Genomic DNA, 19687 nt, shown 5'->3' on the forward strand with positions numbered 1-19687 from the left:
TTGGAGCCGCCTGTCGGAATTGAACCGACGACCTGCTCATTACGAGTGAGCTGCTCTACCCCTGAGCTAAGGCGGCGAAACGCGGGCATACTAAGCCCCGTCTCGCATCTGGTCAAGTGTTGCTCCTGCGTCAGCGGAAGAGAGAGGGTGAGAGCGTGGGTTGATCAACAGATGGAAAACGGGCAGAATGAAGGAGTGAGGGGGGAGGTGTCCACTATTTCCATGGTGATCGGTTTCCATGAGTCAGACCACGCGCAGGCCCACACCGGAGAATCCTGAAGAGCCAACGATCAACCCGATTGGCATGGTCGAGGAGTATGTGATCGATCAGGATTGGCACGCTGAGCGGATTGATGAGTTTGAACTTTGGGCCGAGATTCCCACCCAATGGGGAAATTTCCGACTTTGGACCACCTACCATGAAAACACCGGGTTTTTGCAGTTCAACTGTTACCTGACCCTGAAAATTCCTCCCCGCCTCTGGGGCCGCACCGCCGAGACCATGGCTCTTATCAACGAACGTATCTGGGTCGGTCATTTTGAGGTTTGGAACGAAGAGATGACACCGGTGCTGCGGGTCGTTCTGCCCATGCGAGGGGCACCCCTCTCCGAAGAGCAGGTCGAGGATATCCTGACCTCCATCCACCAGGATGCCGATCGTTTCTTTCCGGCCCTACAGTGGGTGATCTGGGGTGGAAAAAAACCGGAAGAGGCTGTTGCCACCGCCATGATCGAAACCGAGGGCGAGGCTTGATTTGTGACCCCGGTTTCCGCCCTGTACGCCACGTTGTGCATGGCGCACCGGGAAGAGGGGTTGACGGCACCAACAAATGGGACTAAGTTGGCATCCGCTTTGGGCGGTTAGCTCAGGGGGAGAGCACTACCTTGACACGGTAGGGGTCAGAGGTTCAAATCCTCTACCGCCCACCATTAAAAACAAACAGTTACGGCCACTCGCAAGGTGGCCGTTTTTGTTCTAGTACCCACATAGTACCCAGTTGGAAGAAATTCACCGGACACACACGGAAACAAAAAAAGGACCGGATCGCTCCGGCCCTGTCTCGTGTCCTGGGAGGTGCCGTCCCTGGCATTCGTTGGTCAGGTCAAAGGACTTTCAGTTTCGGCCCCAGCCAGCGGTTGATCTCCATCTGCCTGATCGAAATCCCAAGGCTCACCTCGGACATGGTGGTTCCCGCCGACACCAACACGCGGTTGATGTCCTCCAGGAAAGGCAACAGTTCGTCCGGCGTGATCCCCTGACCCTGGTCCTGTCTGGCGTAAATCAACGCCTTCAACTCATCGATCAAAGCCTGGCCATCGTCGTATGTCCGCTCCTTTGAAAGCCGGTGCTTCTTCTGGTAAGGCTCCGCACCCTGGGGAGGCATCAAGTTGGCCTCAATCCAACGCATCTTGCCTTTGTCAGAAACCTGAATCGTGATGGTGCGGGGGGACTGTTTGGGTGTGCTCGTGGTCATGGCTGTTTGCTCCTTTTCGGGGATGGATGAAAAGACCGGGTGCCGAAAACCGCAAACAGTCGGCGGACTTATTCCCCCGAGGGGTATTGTATTCGTCCACACCCGGCCATGACCAAGCACGCAAGGCGCGTACCCAGATTCAAGGCGCAAAAATACCGCTGGTCTGACGGGTGCGGTGTCCGCTGTTTGGTGGGGTTTTCGGCCCCGTTCCAGGAACCTATTCCCTGCCAGGGAGGAATGCAAGTGGATTTCTGCGGATGTTGTGGGATATCTTGAGACACAGGAGGGTACAAAACATGAACGATGCCGCAGGAAACATCACTTGCCTTAACGTTGCCAACTACTTCCTTTCCCTTGCCGATGAAGAGGCAGGGGATTTGATCTCGAATATGAAACTGCAAAAGCTTGTCTATTACGCGCAAGGCTTCCACTTGGCCATGTTTGACAAGCCGCTCTTTGCGGAACCTGTTGCCGCTTGGACCCACGGTCCTGTCATTCCGTTGCTCTACCAGAAATTCAAAGAGTTTGGCTCAGGACCAATCCCAAGGCCTGAAAGGGTGCTCGCTGACCGTTTCCCGAAGGAATTGTGCGATTTTTTGAATGAAGTCTACAACGAGTATGGCCAATATGACGCCTGGAAATTGCGCAATTTGACCCATGAGGAACCACCATGGCGGGAAACCTACAACCGGGAGCCGGGGGGGTGCATCCCTCTTGATGCCATGAAGGATTACTTCAAGACCCAGCTTCAGTAGTGGTTGGATATGATCAAGCATCGCGGAGGTCAAGGGAAAAGGATCAAGCCGCCTCCAAAAGGGTCGGGGTCAACCAACCAGGAGAAGCCGGTATTCTCCCTGGTTCATCTCCAGGACGGCCACGCCCTGGATGAATGCAACCAGGAGGAAAAGGCGGCCTTTGCAGACACGCTTTACCGTCTTTCCCGGTTGACGTGGGGAGAGATTCAAAACGCCCCTCGTCATGGTCTTGGGTCTGAAATTATTTCCCGCGACGCCATCAAAGTTGGCATCCCAAACGTTATCACGCCTGATGTTCGCATTATCGCGTTCCGATGTCATGGAAAGGCCCCCATGCTCGGATTCCGAGATGGCAGGGTGTTTCATGTGGTATGGATGGATCGTGGTTTTACTGTGTACAGCCATGGCTGAACCGTAATGATTGCTCCAGCCGCCCGCTCATTTCTGTCACCTACACCCGCACCCGCGAATTCCGCGTTCTAAACGCGGAATTGTCATCACTTGCTCGCGTTTCAAACGCGACCAAGCCAAACTCTTCCAAATCAGGCGGGGGGATGCTCCTCGATCATCTTCTGCAGCACTCCTGCCGCCGTGGCTCGAATGCGTCGCGTCTCCCGCAGCAACAGAGCCTGAATCTCGGCTTGGTTGGTCATGCCGGCCAACTCGGATGCCAAGCGACCCCCCAACCCGATAGTCTCCAACACGAAGTCGATACCCTCCACCCACCAATGTCCTGACGTTGGATGCCGACAAAGGATCATCCGCCAACCGGAACAGGGCAGCGACAATGCGTTCCCTCGCTCTTTTGTCCAGTGCATCAAGTTCCTTTTGTGCATGGGGTTCAATAACAACGCGCCAACTCATCCAACGGGACCGATGCCACGGGAGCGGGCATAATCTTCAAGGGAAATCCCCGGACGGCCTTGGCGTTCCCATATCTCCAGCCTCTCCCGAATCAAACGGGAGTCTTCGGCATCCTCAACTGTTTGCTGTGCCGTATCCGCTGTTTGCTGTGCCGTATCCGCTTCGGTCAGCAGGTGGTGGAATACCATCAGGAGGTAATCTTCCAAGGTTTGCCCGCTCTTGTTGGCCATGGCCTTCAACCGAAGTTCCATTTCGTCCGGCAACGTGACAGAAAACATGGTCTTCATCCTCCCTGGTTGGCACGAATCGAGATCACTTCGGCTTTTGGGGTGCCATTCAGTGCCGCAGCGATTTGACCAGAAATTCGGTCGGCGGCCACCTTGAGTGGATCGGCACTCAGATGGGCATAGCGTTGGGTTGTGCTGGCCTGGGTATGGCCCAGGAGTGCCCCCACGATGGGCAACCCCATTCCGGATACGACGCCAATGGAAGCAAACCCGTGGCGGGTGTCATGAATGCGAACGTCACTGAGTCCAGCCCTTTCCCGAATTTTGCGCCAGATGCGGGGAAGTCCCACCAGAGGTTGGCCATGGATGGCACCAGGGAAGCAGAACGGTTGTCCCTCGATGCGTGGTAATCCAGCCAACAATTCCAATGCCGCCGCCCCTACATGAACCACCTTGGCCCCCGTCTTGGAGTCTGGCAGACGCAGACAACCCCTTTCAAAATCGACATGCGACCATTGCAAAGTCAAAACCTCCCCCCGCCGCATGCCGGTCAACAACAGCAAACGTAACGCGGCAATGGCGGATGGATTCACCCCCTCTCGTTCAGCTTCCCTCAGTGCATCTCCCAGGCGGGTGAGTTCCTCACCGGTCAAAAATCTTTCCCTGCGTTCTCCAGGGAATTTTTTGATTCCATGGGTCGGATTGTCTGCCCGGAATCCCCTCTCTGTCGCAAAGACAAAAATGGCACCCAATAAACCCATGCACCGGGTTGCAGTTCCCTTGCCTCCGGTCACGATGGCCCGGCCACGCAGACCTGTCTTGATGTCGGCAGCTGTTTTGCCTTCGGCTACGGCACTCATGAAGCGTTGCGTGTCGGTGCGGGTAACCTGATCCACGCGCTTGCGTCCCAACAAGGGTTTGATATGGCGTTCGATCCGCCCCCGGTCGATGGACAATGTAGACGCCTTTTTGGTTGCTGTTCCTTCTGCCATGTACAGGTCACACAATTCCGCCACGGATGGCATGGACTTGATTTGCGCCTTCACTTCAGCAGGGTCTTCCCCTTTTGCCACCATTCCCAGAAGTCGGACGGCTTCCGTTCTTGCCTGGTCGGGAGTCCAAGGGGAACCATGAACCCCGATCACCAACCGCCGTTTGTTCCCATTGATGCGATATTGGACCAGATAGACCTTGCGCCCGGAGGGAGTGACCTTGAGACCGAATCCGGTCAGGTCTTCATCAAAAAGGAACAGGTCTTTGTCACCGGGTTGGGAAGCATCGACAGTGCGTTTATTCAATCTGGTGGCCATGAATTTTCCCTCTGGTATGGCGAAAAATCAGGGTATTGGGAATGAATTCCAGTACCCACATAGTACCCAACCAAAAGGAAATTAGCGAAAACAAGCAGCAACGTCAAGAAAGCAAATGATTGATATTGATGACATCATAGGGTGCGCGGAAACCACGGAAAACGGTATCCCTTGCTTTGACACGGTAGGGGTCAGAGGTTCAAATCCTCTACCGCCCACCATCGGGAGCAATAAAATGACGGCCACTCGCAAGGTGGCCGTTTTTTGTTTCGATGGTGCAACTGTTCACCACCCTTGCAAGAAAAACCTGGATATGAAAGCCTTTGTCAGGGCTTCGCCCCAAACCCCACCAGGACTCTGACCTGGACCTGCCAGGGAGCCACCCCCCTGGACCCCGAGCGTGGCCAAGTGGTGAATAGTGACTCAATGGCAACCATTCACTCAGGGTTCTGTGTGGTTGCCACAGGTAAAGCTCATCGGTGTTGCCCATCCGGGTGGCACGTATTTCAGAAGACCGAGCAACCCGCACAAGCGCAACCCGCCAAGAATCCTGACGAGCATGCTCCCCCCAGGAGTGGCGTCATGACGCTTCCTGAACAACTCGTCCGTAAAGACGCGATCCATGAACCTGTGCATGAGTCCGGGCTGAAAAGTCACCTGGAGACCATGTCGATTGGCCACTCTCTGGATGCGATGGCTGGTGACAAAATTGAGAGACAGCCAAAGCTCTTGGTTTGACGATATTTTCTTGTCGAAAATCCTTCTTGTGATACCGGGAAAACCGGGAAGCAAAGGCACTCCGAAATGAGGCTCATAGGGAAAAACATAGTTGGGGCACACATGCATCATCCTCCCGCCTGGCGCAAGGCAGGCGACCATGGCGGCGCACGCTTGTTCAAGATGGTCGATATGTTCCAGAACGTTGAAGGAAAAAACGACATCAAAGCGGCCATGGGTTTCAGGGTCCAGTTGTTCTGCGGTCACATTCAAGGGCTCTCTTTTTCCACCCGCGAAACGCCGGACTTCCATGGCAATTTTGGCGAACAGGTCAAAGAATCCCGCATTGGGCTCGAGGGCGACCACGTCAAAGCCATGCAACTCGATCCAGAGGGAGAGAAAACCGATGCCGGAACCTATTTCAAGGATTCTGTGGTGTGGAGACATCTGAAGACGCACGTCAACATAATAAAAAAGCGCCTCATTCATGTACGTATCCAGGATCGACAGCAGACTGGATTTTGGTTTGTCGCACAAAATCGCCAAGCCCGCGAGAAAATCGTCCTGACGAAATCTGTCAAGCCAGGCTGCAAACTCCCCCGGTTCAGGGAGGATCTGCGTGCCGCATGAACAATGAGCGGCAGGATCATCAGCCATCATGCCCCTCGATCCGGTTGCCCTGCAAACAGCGCATGATCATTCTGGCAGTCCCTGCATCGCAAACAGCGCATGATCATTCTGGCACCCCCTGCATCACCTGGCTCTGATGGGCACCTTGATTGTCACAAGAATCGTCAAACCCGACAGTTTTCATGATGACATAGGGAGGTTTTCTTGTGCTATTGAAATGTGTGCGTGCCATATACTCCCCGATGATACCCAATATAAGAAGCTGGACACCAGAGAATATGGCAACAATCGAGGCAAGAAAGGTGAAACCAGGCACAACACTGCCAAAAAAGAGAAACCTGACCAGGACAAAACCCAGGACAAGCAGACCAAAAATAGCGAACAGAAACCCCATCAGACCTGCCAGCCGCAGAGGCAGGACGCTGAAGCCAATCAGCATACTCATGGCCAGATCCAACAGCTTGGTCAGGGAGTAGGTGCTTTGGCCGGACAAACGCCGGGCGTGCGCAACCGGTATGGCGGCAAATCGGGTTGTCCCCCAGGAGAGCAATACATCCAGCGAGACATTGGGAGCGGCAAAATCTTGAAAGGCCCGACACAGACGCGCACGAAACACGCGAAATGGACTGACGGACATGGCATTCTTTGCACCCAAAGCAGGAACCATGGCACAACGCACCAGGGCTGAGGAGAACCGGCGCCATAAAGATTGTTGGTAATCCTGTGGGTAGCCATAAACCACGTCACAACCTTCTTCCATGGCCCTCAGCAATTTTTCCAACTCTTCTGGAGGATTTTGCAGGTCGTCATCCATGGTGGCGATCAGATCAAATCGGGCATGTCGGATGCCACACAGCAGGGTATTGTGTTGTCCAAAATTGCGGGACAGATGGATCCCTTTGATCCAATTGTGTTTTTTACACATGGCAACAACCACGTCCCACGTTTGATCGGGGGATGCGTCGTTGACCAGAATCAGTTCATAATCTTCCACAAGGTTCGGCAGAACCCCGGCCAGCCGCTCAACCAGGTGGGACAGAATGTTTTGGCTGCAATAAACCGGCACCACGACCGAGAGGTTCGTTATTTTTTTTTGCATCGCATCCCATCTCGCGCCAGAAAGTTGAAAATCACCTGTCTACGCATCCGTGCAAAAAACCATTTATAACAAATACAAAGACGGCCATGTTATTTGAATGACAGGATCGTCGAAATCACCTTCTCCTGATCCGCCTCACTCAACGTTGAATAGAATGGCAACCTGGCCAATCGGTCACTCATCTTTTCGGCAACAGGACAGTCACCCGGTCTGGCGCCATATTTTTTCCCCATGGGCGAGAGGTGCAACGGGATATAGTGAAATACACTCATGATGTCATGATCGGCCAAATGTTTGAAAAATCTCTGGCGTGTTTCCATGTCCTGAAAAATTAAATAGTACATGTGATAGGCTTGTTGACAATATTCTGGAACAAAAGGACGCTGCACACCCCTTGCATGGGCCCACGCTGCCAACTGTTGATCATACCTTGACCAAATGGCCTTGCGGGCGCTCATGATGTCATGTCGTTGCTCGAATTGGGCATACAGAACGGCTGCCAGGGCATCGGCCAGGACATAACTCGAACCCAGGTCAACCCAGGTGTATTTATCGACCATCCCCCGAAAAAATTGTTGCCGATTGGTACCTTTCTCCAGCAATATTTCCGCACGCTCAACGAGTTCCTGATCGTTGATCAGCAGTGCCCCTCCCTCCCCGCAATTGAAATTTTTGGTTTCATGAAAGCTTTGGGTAGCCAGGATCCCCATGGTTCCCAAAGGCCTGCCCCGATAGCTTCCGAACAAACCATGGGCATTGTCTTCGACAACCTTCACCCCGTGTTGCGCAGCGACAGAGATGATGTCGTCCATGTCACAACCCACACCGGCGTAATGGACCGCCACCACGGCCTTGGTGCGGGCCGAGATTTTTTGCATCCATTTTTTCTCGTCCAGATTCATGGTGTCAGGACGTATATCCGCAAAGATGATGTGGGCGCCACGCAACGAAAAAGCATTGGCAGTCGAGGTAAACGTGTAGGAAGGCACGATCACTTCGTCACCGGGTTGGATATCCAGCAACAGCGCAACCATCTCCAGGGCATCGGTGCATGAAGTGGTCAACAAGGCCCGATGGACGCCAAGTTCCCGCGCTAAAAATTGTTCGCAACACCGGGTGTAATAGCCACCGCCGGAAATATGGCCCCGTTCCACAGCATCCAACAGATATTTTTTTTCATGACCCGTGAAGGAAGGACGATTGAATGGAATTCTCATGATGGTTGCCTGAAATCATACATCGATGTGTGCCACAAACCGGGGCGGACCGGTCAAGGCCTGCGTGACGGACATCAAGCTACTGTCCCAGGCCGGGTGGGGAGTATGCACGCTATCAGCCCATTTATCCAGGACTCAAACCACCCGGCAACGAATCGGAATCCAGGGGGCTGGCTCCCTGGCAGGTCAAGGGCAGCGCCCCGTTTTGTTTTTGTACGCCCCCCTTCTCCCAGGCCTTTTTTGCGTTGTTTGCAAATAAGGCTCAAGGGGCGACGGGCAAGAATGCTGAAGGGGTGCTGAAGCGTTGTTTGCAAATAAGGCTCAAGGGGCGACGGGCAAGAATGCTGAAGGGGTGCTGAAAGCGAGGGTACTGAACGGCTACTCATTGGCAAGGCCGGCTCATATTTGTTTGTACCATTTATGATAGCACAACTCGGTTTGCTGCAATTTGAAACCGGCCTGTTGGTAGTAGTTTTGTGCGACACGATTGCGGCCTTGGGTCACAACCTGTGCGTGTCGGCAATGTGTGGCGGCAAAATGGTGCAGTGCTGTCGCGAGCAGACGGCTGCCCCATTTGTGGCCTGCAGCATAGGCCTTGACGCCCACCAGACCAATATGCCCGACCTCTTCCCGCACTTTGACCGTCATGAACCCCTCGCCCTGAGGCGTCATGAAGACAACATCATCAAATGCACCCGCAATTGATTTTTCAATCCACACCTTGTACAGCTCTTCCGCCTTGTCCCGAGGAAAATGGGGATCAACCTGGTATCGGGTCATGTTGAACAGGCCTTCGATGCCAGACAGAATGGTGGGGCAGTCCGCCGGCGTGGCGCGGCGAATCGCACCATCCGCCGAAATGGGTTCCAATGGACGTGCAAAAGCCAGACGAACGTCCACACAGTGAAAACCATTTTGCTCGGCAAACCGAATACTCTGCTCCTCTGCACAATCGCAGGCAAACTGGACCAACCGGACTCGATTTTCCTGACAAAATGGCTGGACGGCCTGCCAGTCATCCGGACTGTGGCAAGGAGGGCGCACCGCCGCCACGTTGAATCCAAAAAATTGGCAATCCCACTCCAGCAATTCAATCATATATTGCATCACCCTGTAAACTTGCCTCAATGCTCTACTGAAAAATATGGAACAGTTTTTTTGCATCCTCGGTTGAACAGGCAACGCAAAATAAAATACATGCATATCCATAACACAATACCAAGAACAAAACCTCTCAGAGTCATCCTGCCGCTGATTTGCCATATCAGGATCGACATCATGACTACAACACTGAAGCCAGCAACGGACTTTAATATATACCCGATCAATTTTATAATTAACAGTATAGCGTAATGATCCCGCGCAACGTGACGATCATGTTTTCCTGCTTCCGTTAAACAGTCCGATCTCTTCATGATAAAATAAATAACGCCCAGAACGGCCAAAAAAAGAACCGACACCAAAATTTCTTTGAATAAAGCATCCAGCATATATTCAACAAAATAAATCACAAGACTCCCCATGATATCCAAACAATTTGTTATGAACAACACCTGACACTGCCAAAACGTCCCCGGACGCGGTACCCCACCACCCTCGGATATCCATCCTGTTCGGTTATGGCCATTTGGCAAATTTTACAAGATTGGACCACTTGTATGGTGGATCGAACTGGAGAATCACCTCTCTGGCGTTGGCTGGTATGATCAGACCGGTCAGGGCGTGATAGACAGGGAATACAGGCGCACGATTTCCATCGATGGACGCGACCCAAAACCGGTTGTAGGCCTGGGACCAGACCAGGATACCCGGCCCACCAGATCGAACGTGAAGCACAGTACGATCCGAGGCACGTTTGACAATGGTCACCTCACCACCCTGCACATCGAAGTGCGTTTTCTGCAACTCTTGCAAAACGGCCTGGCTCACATACTTGTTGCTTCCATCAAGCAAAACTTCCCGGCGCAGCTCATCGACACTCATGCCCTCCAAGGCATCCAGAAGCGACTTGGCATCCGGGAAAGTGCGCACATGATCAACCAGTCGAAACCGGGGCAAAACAGACTTGTTCTCGGCAATAAAAAAGTGAGGGGAGCGACTGAAGGCCCGGTGCAGATTGTGGCGCCAACTTGCGGGGGTCGTTCCCCGCATGATCGACTCCACATCCTGACCGGAACGCATCAGCAGGTCAGGATGATGCAAAGGGGTGAGGGAGATGAAGTATTTTATGTTCAGCAGGGAGAAAATGGGCAACCTGTACCTTTGGGAAAAATCCACCCCCTCTGATTGGCGCAAATCGCCATCCAGATCGAGATTCAACGTGGCCCCGATACCACGTTCCTTCAGGTCACGATCGGCCCGCCACCACAGTTCGAGGATGGCCTGGGAGTGCATCAGGGCCGTACCCCCTGCCGTTTCCAATTTCAGGGCCTGCATATCGTCATGGATGATCCAGTTGGAATTACTGACCCGAAAAGGGTGTTGCGACCTGTCAACATTTTCCTGCGCCAGGGCAAGAACACCAGGATCTTCAAATCGCGTAACGGCGCTTCCCGTCAGGTTCAATCGCCACGGAATATCGGACTTGGCACCCAAAGTCTTCAAAAAAATAAAGAACAAGCAAACCATGAGAACAAGCGCCTTGGGAATATCGAGCCCGATCCATTTCAATTTAAAAACAGGATCGGGAAGATTGTCATAGGCGGCGGCAGCACACACCGAGAGGAGAAAAAAGAAAGGGAAAAGCATGAAATAAAAACGGAACGAACGAACAAAATCCAGACTTTTCGGCATATCAGGTTGGATCAACTCCAACAACACAATGACAACAAAAACAGACAGCAGTGATGCGACAACTCTTTTAAAAACAGGGGATGTGCGAAACAGCCTCAGGCCCAACACAGACAAGATAACAACCCCTACCGCAACATGGGACACCAAAAAAAGATCTGTTGAAATGCTTTTCAAAAAAGAGTAATAAACATATTGTTCACTAACGCTTTTCCGGAAGGAGTCCTGGGAGTTCAGAACGAGATCGAAATAATCAGGCAGACGCACGACGAACACCATCACGGACATCAGAAGAAAGAGCACCCAAATCCTCCATCCTTTCTCCCGCTCCACGATCAAAAACCAAAAAAAAGCAAGAAACAACGCCTGATTTTCAAGACCCGGATTGGTCAGCAATCCCATGACCGCCCCGAAACTCAGCGTGGACAAAATTTGCAAAGGCCACGAAGTCATCCTCTGAATATGGCCAAACCCCAGAAGCAAGAGGGGCAAAAAAATAGCATAGCCCCACAACATCTCGGGCATCTGGAGGTAGGAGGTGAAGAGCAACGCCCCCAGCGCCGATCCCATGGGATCCAACTTCAACCGCAACCCGACCAGATAAGTGCAATAAAGGGCAGCACCGTACTGCATGGCTTTGGTCAATGCATAGCTTAACCAAAAGGGCAAGACAGAAAAACCGAAAAAAAATTGGTCGAGACTCGAAGACAGTCGGGGAATTCCAGAAATATTCAACGGGTTCCAACGATCAGAGAATGAAAAATAATCCATGAATGGGGTCGTATCAAACAACGGAATGACAGAGTATGGACCAAGAATATAGTTTTCAAGAAGAATCCAGAGCAAATAAAGAAAAAGGAGCGCCACGGGCGACGGCCACCCTTCTGGCTTGCGTACATCGGCTGCCATCATTCTCATAATCCCTTGCCAACGAGAGCGTCACCATGTAGAGCCCGTCAACCCAAACTCAGAATCGATCGACTCCACCCCAAAGCTCGTGTTCAATCCTAACAAAGCGCATGCACCATTGTCAACTTGACGCCGTATCCGACCCGGGGCAATCGTTTGAACATCTCAGGCTCTCTGGAGAATGCTTTTCAGGAAGCTATCACTCCATGCAGCCATTTTCCTTTTCACCCGAAGGCTTTTCTTCGAAGGCGTCTGTCGTAGCAGGTTCATTGCCATCTGTTTGATAACGGTGAAATTTTCTGGCGAATGGTCTTTCCTTGTGCGGCACTGATCATCGGTAAAGACACAGATCCATGAGCGCCTCCTCTGGTTGTTGCCAAAGTGCTCATTTTACCTCAAGCAACCCACATGAAACAGCGATGAGCCAGCATAAGCTCCCGCACAACACCGTGGGCACAACGGATCAGCTTTGTTTCCGGGATGCCACCCATCGTTTGCGATGTCTTCTGCCAGAAGAGTTTTCGACACTGAATTCTCTGGTCAATCACGACCCCAATCTTCTCATGCTGGTCGGCGTCCTCCTGCGGGAACGGGACTTTGGCCGGGATCTCTCCTTGAAGATCAATCGTGTCCAAGAGTTCAGCCCTCATCATCCCGACAGTCCCACGTGGCATATCCCTCTACCCTTCGTCATCCCCACCCGTGAGGGCATGGTGCTGACTTTGGGTGATTCCCCACGGTGACCCGGGGGGTGAAGGTCACCATGTGCCGGGTGCGTGGTGCCAGGGACTATGTTAACGCCACCCCATCCAGTGCCGCAAATTGCGGGTGTCCCACATGTTGGCCCGCAGCAGGGCATGGCGTGGACAGGCGCGTTGACAAGCCGGCCCACCCCACTGTTCCAGGCAAAGGTCACATTTGGTGGCCTTGAGGATGGGAAGTCCTGTCTCCCGGTTGTGCTGGAAACGGCCACGCGCGTCCCGGGTTTCCACCATCAGAATGGTTCCGTAAGGGCAACTGTTGGCGCATGTACCACAACCGATACAGGTCCGGTCGTTGATGAGAACCTCGCCTCCCCGTTCATGGCGATGAATGGCACCGGTCGGACAACCAATCATGCAGACCGGATCCAGGCAATGCATGCAAGCGGTGGCCACCATGACAGCGTCGTGGCGGCGTCCCTGGCGCACGAAACGGGGGTTGTTGTCGTGGGCGCGGGAACAGGCCCGGACACACTCGTCACACCGCACACAACGATCCAGGTTGATCAACATGGCCGCCGTTGCGTTGATGTAGTGATACTCCACCAAAAACTCTATCAGACCAACATCTTCCCTGTCCAAGCCCTCGAATACCGTGCCGCTGCGGGTGGTCAGCGCCGATGGGGCAAACTCGGGTGTAAGGTGTGGCAGAACATGGCTTTGCAAAATCTCATAAGGGATGCGTAGCGTCTGGACGTAACCAATGGCGCGCAACGAAAAAACGCTCGGCGCCGGTTGCCCGGTGCGCCAACGTTGCATCGCCTCGGCCAGACCGTACATACGGTTGCGGCCCAAAAAACCAACCGTCCGATGACCATGATTGAATCTTTGACTGATACGGGCAAATCCGGATTGAATCAGGATCAGGCCGTCGAACACTTCCCCCTCTGCGATGATCAGGGGTTCCTGGGCCAGGCGTTCACTGGGCGACTCCCCTTGCGGACGCCAAAACGGGTTGTTGGTGTCGGTTTCACCGTAGACCTCGGAGAGGGCAGCCTGTTCAAGGTCGGTCAACAAAGCCTGATCCAGGTGGCGACAGACTGGCGTTTCGCGGAGATGTGCCTTCAGGGAACGCTCACGATACAACTGGTTCATGTGCTCACGAAAACGGGCATCATGACGGCGAAAGTCCCGCAATCCTTGCCAACGGATCTCCAAAATCTCCACGTCCGTGGCTGCAACCACTGAGACCGAGCGGGGGAATCGACCAAGGGCGCCAATCTCTCCGAACAAATCCCCATCTTTTAAAATGACGGTGGCATGTTTTTGCAGCAACTGATCCGTGTCGGCCAGATTGACCCGGATGACACCATGTCCATCGCCCGTGACGGCATGTGCGCCATCTCCTTCCCCCTGGAAAAGGTGGTGGGTGGCCTCCGGCATACGGGAGTCGTTCCAAATCTGTCGCAAGACCTGAAAGAGAGACTTGCGCTTGGGTGCGGCCCGCCCCAGACGTTCAGACGGCAACCCCGGCGGCAAAATAACCGCCACATCTCCCTGGACCACAAGAAATGCCGAACTGCCGTAATCACCAGCGCGCACCACCAAATCGCCACGCCGATACTGGACCAACCGGGTCTCGTTGCGCACCAATCTGGGCAATGAAACCAGAGTGGGGAAGCTTTCGGCATCCATATTACGAAACAGCGGCAAAGAGAGGATACGAGCAACCTGCTCCGGGGTCATTTCTGGATCCAGAGGGTTGTCCCACCGGTCCATTTGGTGAATATGGACTGTCCCGGCCACTATTTTTCCGGATACCAGGGGATGACCGCATCCACGGCGGCCAGTTGATTCCCATCGGCGCGGGCGACAAACTGTTTCCCCTGCGCAGCGATGGCATCGGCAATGGGATCGAGTTCACTGCTGTTGTTCAACTTCAATTTAACCTTGCCCGCTTCGGCGACGATGGCTTTCACTTCGGGAATATCGGCCTTGTCGCTGACCTGCTTCATGCGTTGGGCAGCCTGCTTGGCCTGTTTGGCCATTTTTTGCACAAACAGCCCTTCCTGAGTTGCCCGCCCGATGGCCCGAATCGTATACTCCAGTTCCAACGCCAACCCCAGGACATACATGACACGACGCCGGGCCGGAGGCGCATAGCGGTTCTCCTTGCCCTGCATCAGATTGTGACGGATTGGCTTTCCTTCCTCACCCACCTTGCCCTGGGTCCAGGAGACCAGTTCGATCAGGCTGCCAGGCACATGGCCGCCCGTATTGACAAGTTTTTCCTCAAACCCCAGATGGCAGTCGTAGCAGGCGCGCACCAGGGGGTAGAGATCAACAGGTCGCACCAACCCCGCAGCGGCGGATTTGGCCAGGCGCTGCTGTTTGTGCTCTGGTGTCTCCTGGTCACGTTTGACATCCTTGCCCCCAAAATCGCCATGAATATCGATCCAATTTTTGGCCGGACGGTGACAGGCCTCGCAAGAAACGCCAGCGGTGGCTTGCGGATGACCGTTGACCATTTGCATCGTGTAGTGGCAACCCTGACAAGGTTCAGCCCGGCGCATGCTCCCTTTGAGACCCAGATTGGTCAAAATCTCGCCCACTTTCTTTTCCTGCTCCAGGGTACGAAACGACGCAGCGTGTTTGGTCTCGACCCAGACAGCGGATTCATCCTTGTGGCACTCCTTGCCACAGCTATCGGGGCCTTTGATCAAAGCCGGGTCGGGCGACCCTGGTCCGGCGAAGCTGGCTCCTGTCAACAAAAGGCACCCGCAAGCAAACAGCCAAGCCAGAAATTTTGCTGATTTTTTCATGGTTACGGTCCATCTCGTTGGTGAAGGATGCAGGGCGTCCTTTGATAACAAACTTTAGAACAGTTTGTAAAGTATGACACGCGCCACAGTCTGGGCAATCGCATTTGAAGATTCGTTGCCGGGTGGTGAAGAGTGACCCATTTTTTTTCCATGGCAGTCAAGTCTTGTGGTACGCTGTCGCCGTCATCCATTTTGCTGGAGATCCAGACATGACCGCTGCCACTTTCGACACACATGCTTACGTCAAAAAGCTGCGAGCCGTCGGGTTCACCGAAGAACAGGCCGAGGTGCAGGCTGAGACCCTGTCCAGCATCTTCAAGACGAACCTGGATGAACTGGCCACGCGGAGGGATCTCAAAGAACTTGAATTGACCATCAAGGCTGAACTGCGCAAAGACATTGAAACGGCCAAGGCCGAAACCATCAAATGGATGTTCGGTGTGGCTGCTGGGCAAGCGATTTTCATCTTCACCCTGCTCAAGATGTTCCCCGGCAAATAATAATCCTGTTTTTCATTTTGTCCCTTGAAATGGCTATGCAACACTTTTCATTCAGGAAGCTTTTTCTCCTCCTGGCAACATCGGGATTGCTTCTTCTTTCCGGGGTTGGGCAGGGCGCCGAAAAAAAAGTGCCCAGCGCAGGAAAGAGCGACGCGAAAACGTCTGTACCGAATGCAACTGACCCAAAGAAAAATGCCGCGACACCCGAACTGACGGCGACGACGCCCCTGTGGCGCTTCAAGGCGCCACAGGCGGAACAATTCAGTACGGTTCTGGGGCTGTTGGCCAAGGAACTCGAAGGGATCGCCGCTGATGCAGCGTCGGACAGCAAGGAGGGGCGGAGGCGCGTTGCCCTGCAAAAACGGAGCGAGCTTCTGGGCGGGTGGCAGGAGGTTCTGGCGCGTCGGCAGACCCTTGAGGCTTTGTCCAATATGGAGCCCGCCAACGTGACGGAAGCGGAGAAGCGGCTCCAGGAACTGAGAAACCATTCACCAACCACGCCGCCCGTACCGGAAAACCCAACCCCGGATGCGCTTGAAAAAATACAAGGCGCCCTGGCCGACCGCAGCCGGGATATCGAAGCCGCCGCCCTGTCGGTCAAACAGGCGCAGCAACTGTTGCAGGAGACGCCACAAAAAATGGCGCAGGCCAAGGAAAAGGCCAAAGAGTCCGCAGAGTTGGCGACCAAAATTGCCAAAATGTCGGACAAGGCCCTGGAGAGTGGCAAGTCACTGACAGATTTGCAAACAGGCAACGCCGAACTTGAGCAAAGATTTGTCCAGGACCAAATAGCCCGTTTTCAGGCGGAGGAGATGTACGCCAAGCTCTCCCTGCCCAGGCGGGAAAAAAATTTGGAGGTGGCCCAGTTGCTCCTGGAATTGGAGCAAAAACGTTTCAACCTCTACCACGAGGCGCTGGATCTCCGCCTGGAGAGGGAGCGGCAGAACAGAGAGGCCGAACTCCAAAAAAAACTACAGGCCGAAGAAGAAGCCAACACCCCGCAACAAAAATTTTTAACCCGCCTGGAAACAGAAATTCTCCAGGTGCAGAGAAATATTGCCGATCTCCAACAACTGCGCTCGGGTGTCGTGCGGGAGATATCGGAACAGGAAAAACGCCTGCAAGCGGAAAAATCGGAGTTGGAAAATCTGAAGGCCCTGGTGCGCCAATACGGTTCGCAGGGACCGGCGGCTGAGCTGCTGAAAGGAACCTATCGTCTCCTGAAGCAGCGCCATCGCGATCTGCGGTCAACGATTCCGGTCCCTCTGGAAAAACAGCAGGAGCGACTCCAGGAACGACGCCTGGACCTTGCCACCCGGCAGGCCGCCGTGGACGATGAGTGGCTGCGGGAAAAAGATAACCTGCTCAGGCATCTGACGGAAAGGCAGCGGGAAGGGTTCGCCAGACAAAGCCAGAAATTGCTTGATGATTATCACCACACCCTCAGCGAAGAGAAACGACTCGCTTTCGAGGTATCGATCGAGTGGCAACGCCTGGCCCTGCTGCCGCATGACCGGCAAGACGTTTTGGATGAACTGGAATCTTTTGTCCTGGCGAATGTTTTTTGGATCCAGGATGCCGATCCGTTCAGCGGCAAGCTGTTTCGTACCGCATGGCAGGAGGTGATGGCGACGGACAATCCCCGCTCCCTGCGGCAGGAGTGGAGACGCCTGGCCGACCCGGAAAACTGGCAGGAGTTGGTACTCTCCCTGAAAACGGGACAGGGGGCTGTCATGTTGGGAAGCACCCTGGTCGTTCTACCCTGGATCCTTTTCTTCCTTTACGGGCGTCTGCAACGATCCGCCCGAAGTGTGCAAGAGCTGTCGAAGGTGCAACACGTCGTTCCATCCTTTCGCGAACATCCGTTCCTGATTGCCACCTTGCAGTCCACCTTGATGCCAGCCTGGTTGTTGTTGGTGCTTTTGTTGCTGCGGCCTTTCATCCAGGTCGTGGGTTATCAGGAACTTTTGGAAAGGGGGGTGATCCATCTGAGCCTCTTTCTCTTTCTGTGGTCCATGCAACGTCGTCTCCCGCAGCTGGTGGGTTGCACCCTGTACGGTTTCAGTATCCCGGAAGATTTGGTGCGATCGCTGCGCACAGCCGCACGCATTGTCTTGTGGGCTTTTTTACTTTTCATGTTGCCCCGGACGCTCCTGGATGGATCCCCGTTTGCTCTGCGGGTGTTGCCGCGCATCTTTTCGACCTTGTTCGCGATGGCCCTGGGGTTGGTTTTTTACCTGCTGGTGCGGCCAGGATCACCCTTGCTTCATCACACCCTGCAAGGGATTGCCCCTGCCAAAAGTCAGAGCGAGCAAAATGGGTCGTTGCGGCACCCCTGGATCAGTTGGGTGTGGTGGTCATTGATGGCAAGCGTCATCGGTTTGGATGTGACCGGGTACCGTTTCGGGGCCATGCACCTGGCGCGCAATAGCATACTGACTTTGGCAACCGTGGTCATTTTCATGGGGATCAGCCGTTCATTGGACCGGATTCTGGAACGTCTGGATGAACGCCAGCGGGTCTCTTCACCACCGCCTGACGACTCCGGAGCGGTGGCAGAGTCGCCCCACGCACACGGCAACGTGCGTCGTTTCGCCCGCCCGTTTCTGCTTTTGTCAGGGTTGTTTCTGATCGCTTCCTATTGGGGCGTGAATGAGCAGGCCTTGACGGCGCTGAGCCAGATCAATCTGTACAGCGTGACCGGGACGGAGGGTAAAATCGAATTCGTCACGGTGGCAGACCTCGTCCGCTTCGCTTTGACGTTGATTCTGACCTTCTGGTTGCTGGCCAACCTGTCGGGTCTGCTGCATTTTCTGATTTTCTCCCGTTGGCAGGTGGCGGAAGGATCGCGTTACGCCGTGGTGATGATCACCCGCTATACCATGTTCATCTTCGGCATTTTCATGGCTGTCTCCTGGATGCGACTGGATCCGGGACGTCTGGGCTGGCTCATGGCCGCCTTGGGTGTGGGGCTTGGTTTCGGTCTACAGGAGATCGTGGCCAATTTTGTCAGCGGCATCATTCTGCTCGTGGAACGTCCCATCCGCGTCAGCGACCTGATCACCGTTGGAGAGGTCACTGGCACGGTGACCCAAATCAACATTCGGGCCACCCGGGTACAAAATATCGACAACCAGGAGATTTTGATCCCCAATCGGGAATTGATCACCCGTCAGGTGACCAATTGGACACTCTCCAACACCTCCATCCGGTTGACCGTTCCGGTCGGTGTGGCCTACGGCACTCCCATTGAAAAAGTTCGTGAAATCCTGTTGGCTTTGGCCCGACAACAACCGGAAGTGATGGCCACGCCACCGCCCCGTGCGCTGTTCATGAGCCACGGGGAGAGCTCCCTGAATTTTGAGCTGTGGGTTTTTCTTCCCCGGACGGACCTCAAGATTCCCATGCTGGACCGGCTCAACACCCTGATCAATGCGGCATTCGTGCGTGAGGGTATCGAGATTCCCTTTCCGCAAAGGGATATCCATGTACGATCATGGCCTGTGGCGTCGGGAGAGGCGTGCTGAGAGGGGGGCTGGCCAAAACGATGACCAAGGCCTCGTTGTGTATCAGTTGGCCTGACATCTCTGGCCAGAGTATGTCTGCACCAGTCTCGGGTGGTGTCCTACGTTGACCTAACTGGTCTAGCCGGGAACAAAACCCACTCTTCA

General features: G+C 54.1%; 17 protein-coding genes and 2 tRNA genes. 6 read left to right on the top strand and 13 right to left on the bottom strand.

Annotated features, from left to right (window positions below; all coding sequences use genetic code 11):
• Position 1: 1 nt before the first annotated feature.
• A tRNA-Thr gene (locus HQL63_06555) sits at positions 2–76 on the bottom strand.
• A 162-nt stretch (positions 77–238) separates the two neighbouring features.
• Between HQL63_06555 and HQL63_06560 the strand changes: the two genes are divergently transcribed.
• Positions 239–754 carry a YbjN domain-containing protein gene (locus HQL63_06560; GenBank protein MBF0176494.1) on the top strand — a complete coding sequence of 172 codons (516 nt, stop codon included), beginning with the start codon at positions 239–241 and terminating at the stop codon, positions 752–754.
• A gap of 101 nt (positions 755–855) precedes the next feature.
• A tRNA-Val gene (locus HQL63_06565) sits at positions 856–930 on the top strand.
• A gap of 173 nt (positions 931–1103) precedes the next feature.
• Here HQL63_06565 and HQL63_06570 read toward each other — a convergent pair.
• Positions 1104–1475 carry a hypothetical protein gene (locus HQL63_06570; GenBank protein ID MBF0176495.1) on the bottom strand — a complete coding sequence of 124 codons (372 nt, stop codon included), beginning with the start codon at positions 1473–1475 and terminating at the stop codon, positions 1104–1106.
• Between the two features lie 296 nt (positions 1476–1771).
• Here HQL63_06570 and HQL63_06575 point away from each other — a divergent pair, with 296 nt between their 5' ends.
• On the top strand, positions 1772–2230 hold the full coding sequence (locus HQL63_06575; GenBank protein ID MBF0176496.1) for a SocA family protein: 459 nt from the start codon (positions 1772–1774) through the stop codon (positions 2228–2230).
• A gap of 69 nt (positions 2231–2299) precedes the next feature.
• Here the strand turns inward: HQL63_06575 and HQL63_06580 are convergent, their stop codons facing one another.
• From HQL63_06580 to HQL63_06620, 9 genes are all read right to left on the bottom strand, one after another.
• Positions 2300–2551, bottom strand: a complete 252-nt coding sequence (locus HQL63_06580) for a hypothetical protein (protein MBF0176497.1) — start codon at positions 2549–2551, stop codon at positions 2300–2302.
• 221 nt (positions 2552–2772) lie between these two features.
• Positions 2773–2934, bottom strand: a complete 162-nt coding sequence (locus tag HQL63_06585; protein MBF0176498.1) for a hypothetical protein — start codon at positions 2932–2934, stop codon at positions 2773–2775.
• Positions 2935–3090: 156 nt separating this feature from the next.
• Positions 3091–3372: a hypothetical protein gene (locus tag HQL63_06590; protein ID MBF0176499.1), complete on the bottom strand. Its 282-nt coding sequence runs from the start codon at positions 3370–3372 to the stop codon at positions 3091–3093.
• Between the two features lie 5 nt (positions 3373–3377).
• Positions 3378–4631, bottom strand: a complete 1254-nt coding sequence (locus tag HQL63_06595) for a tyrosine-type recombinase/integrase (GenBank protein MBF0176500.1) — start codon at positions 4629–4631, stop codon at positions 3378–3380.
• Positions 4632–5072: 441 nt separating this feature from the next.
• A complete protein-coding gene (locus tag HQL63_06600; protein ID MBF0176501.1) occupies positions 5073–6008 on the bottom strand; it encodes a class I SAM-dependent methyltransferase in 936 nt (311 codons plus the stop codon).
• Between the two features lie 73 nt (positions 6009–6081).
• Positions 6082–7077, bottom strand: coding sequence for a glycosyltransferase (locus HQL63_06605; protein ID MBF0176502.1), 996 nt, complete (start codon positions 7075–7077; stop codon positions 6082–6084).
• Positions 7078–7166: 89 nt separating this feature from the next.
• Positions 7167–8294 carry a dTDP-4-amino-4,6-dideoxygalactose transaminase gene (gene rffA, locus HQL63_06610; protein MBF0176503.1) on the bottom strand — a complete coding sequence of 376 codons (1128 nt, stop codon included), beginning with the start codon at positions 8292–8294 and terminating at the stop codon, positions 7167–7169.
• A 399-nt stretch (positions 8295–8693) separates the two neighbouring features.
• A complete protein-coding gene (locus HQL63_06615; protein ID MBF0176504.1) occupies positions 8694–9392 on the bottom strand; it encodes a GNAT family N-acetyltransferase in 699 nt (232 codons plus the stop codon).
• 519 nt (positions 9393–9911) lie between these two features.
• A complete protein-coding gene (locus tag HQL63_06620; protein ID MBF0176505.1) occupies positions 9912–11996 on the bottom strand; it encodes a hypothetical protein in 2085 nt (694 codons plus the stop codon).
• A gap of 416 nt (positions 11997–12412) precedes the next feature.
• Here HQL63_06620 and HQL63_06625 point away from each other — a divergent pair, with 416 nt between their 5' ends.
• The gene (locus HQL63_06625; GenBank protein MBF0176506.1) at positions 12413–12736 is read left to right on the top strand and encodes a hypothetical protein; all 324 of its coding nucleotides are present in this window, start codon (positions 12413–12415) and stop codon (positions 12734–12736) included.
• Between the two features lie 51 nt (positions 12737–12787).
• Here HQL63_06625 and HQL63_06630 read toward each other — a convergent pair whose 3' ends face one another.
• Both HQL63_06630 and HQL63_06635 read right to left on the bottom strand, forming a co-directional pair.
• Complete coding sequence (locus HQL63_06630; GenBank protein MBF0176507.1) at positions 12788–14500, bottom strand: cyclic nucleotide-binding domain-containing protein; 1713 nt, start codon at positions 14498–14500, stop codon at positions 12788–12790.
• Complete coding sequence (locus tag HQL63_06635; GenBank protein ID MBF0176508.1) at positions 14500–15516, bottom strand: cytochrome C554; 1017 nt, start codon at positions 15514–15516, stop codon at positions 14500–14502. Before HQL63_06635 ends, HQL63_06630 begins: the two co-directional genes overlap by 1 nt.
• Positions 15517–15725: 209 nt before the next feature.
• Here HQL63_06635 and HQL63_06640 point away from each other — a divergent pair, with 209 nt between their 5' ends.
• Positions 15726–16016, top strand: coding sequence for a DUF1640 domain-containing protein (locus tag HQL63_06640; GenBank protein ID MBF0176509.1), 291 nt, complete (start codon positions 15726–15728; stop codon positions 16014–16016).
• Positions 16017–16051: 35 nt separating this feature from the next.
• Complete coding sequence (locus HQL63_06645) at positions 16052–19543, top strand: mechanosensitive ion channel (protein ID MBF0176510.1); 3492 nt, start codon at positions 16052–16054, stop codon at positions 19541–19543.
• Positions 19544–19687 lie beyond the last annotated feature (144 nt).

The organism is Magnetococcales bacterium (assembly GCA_015231175.1).
Classification (GTDB): Bacteria; Pseudomonadota; Magnetococcia; order Magnetococcales; family DC0425bin3; genus HA3dbin3.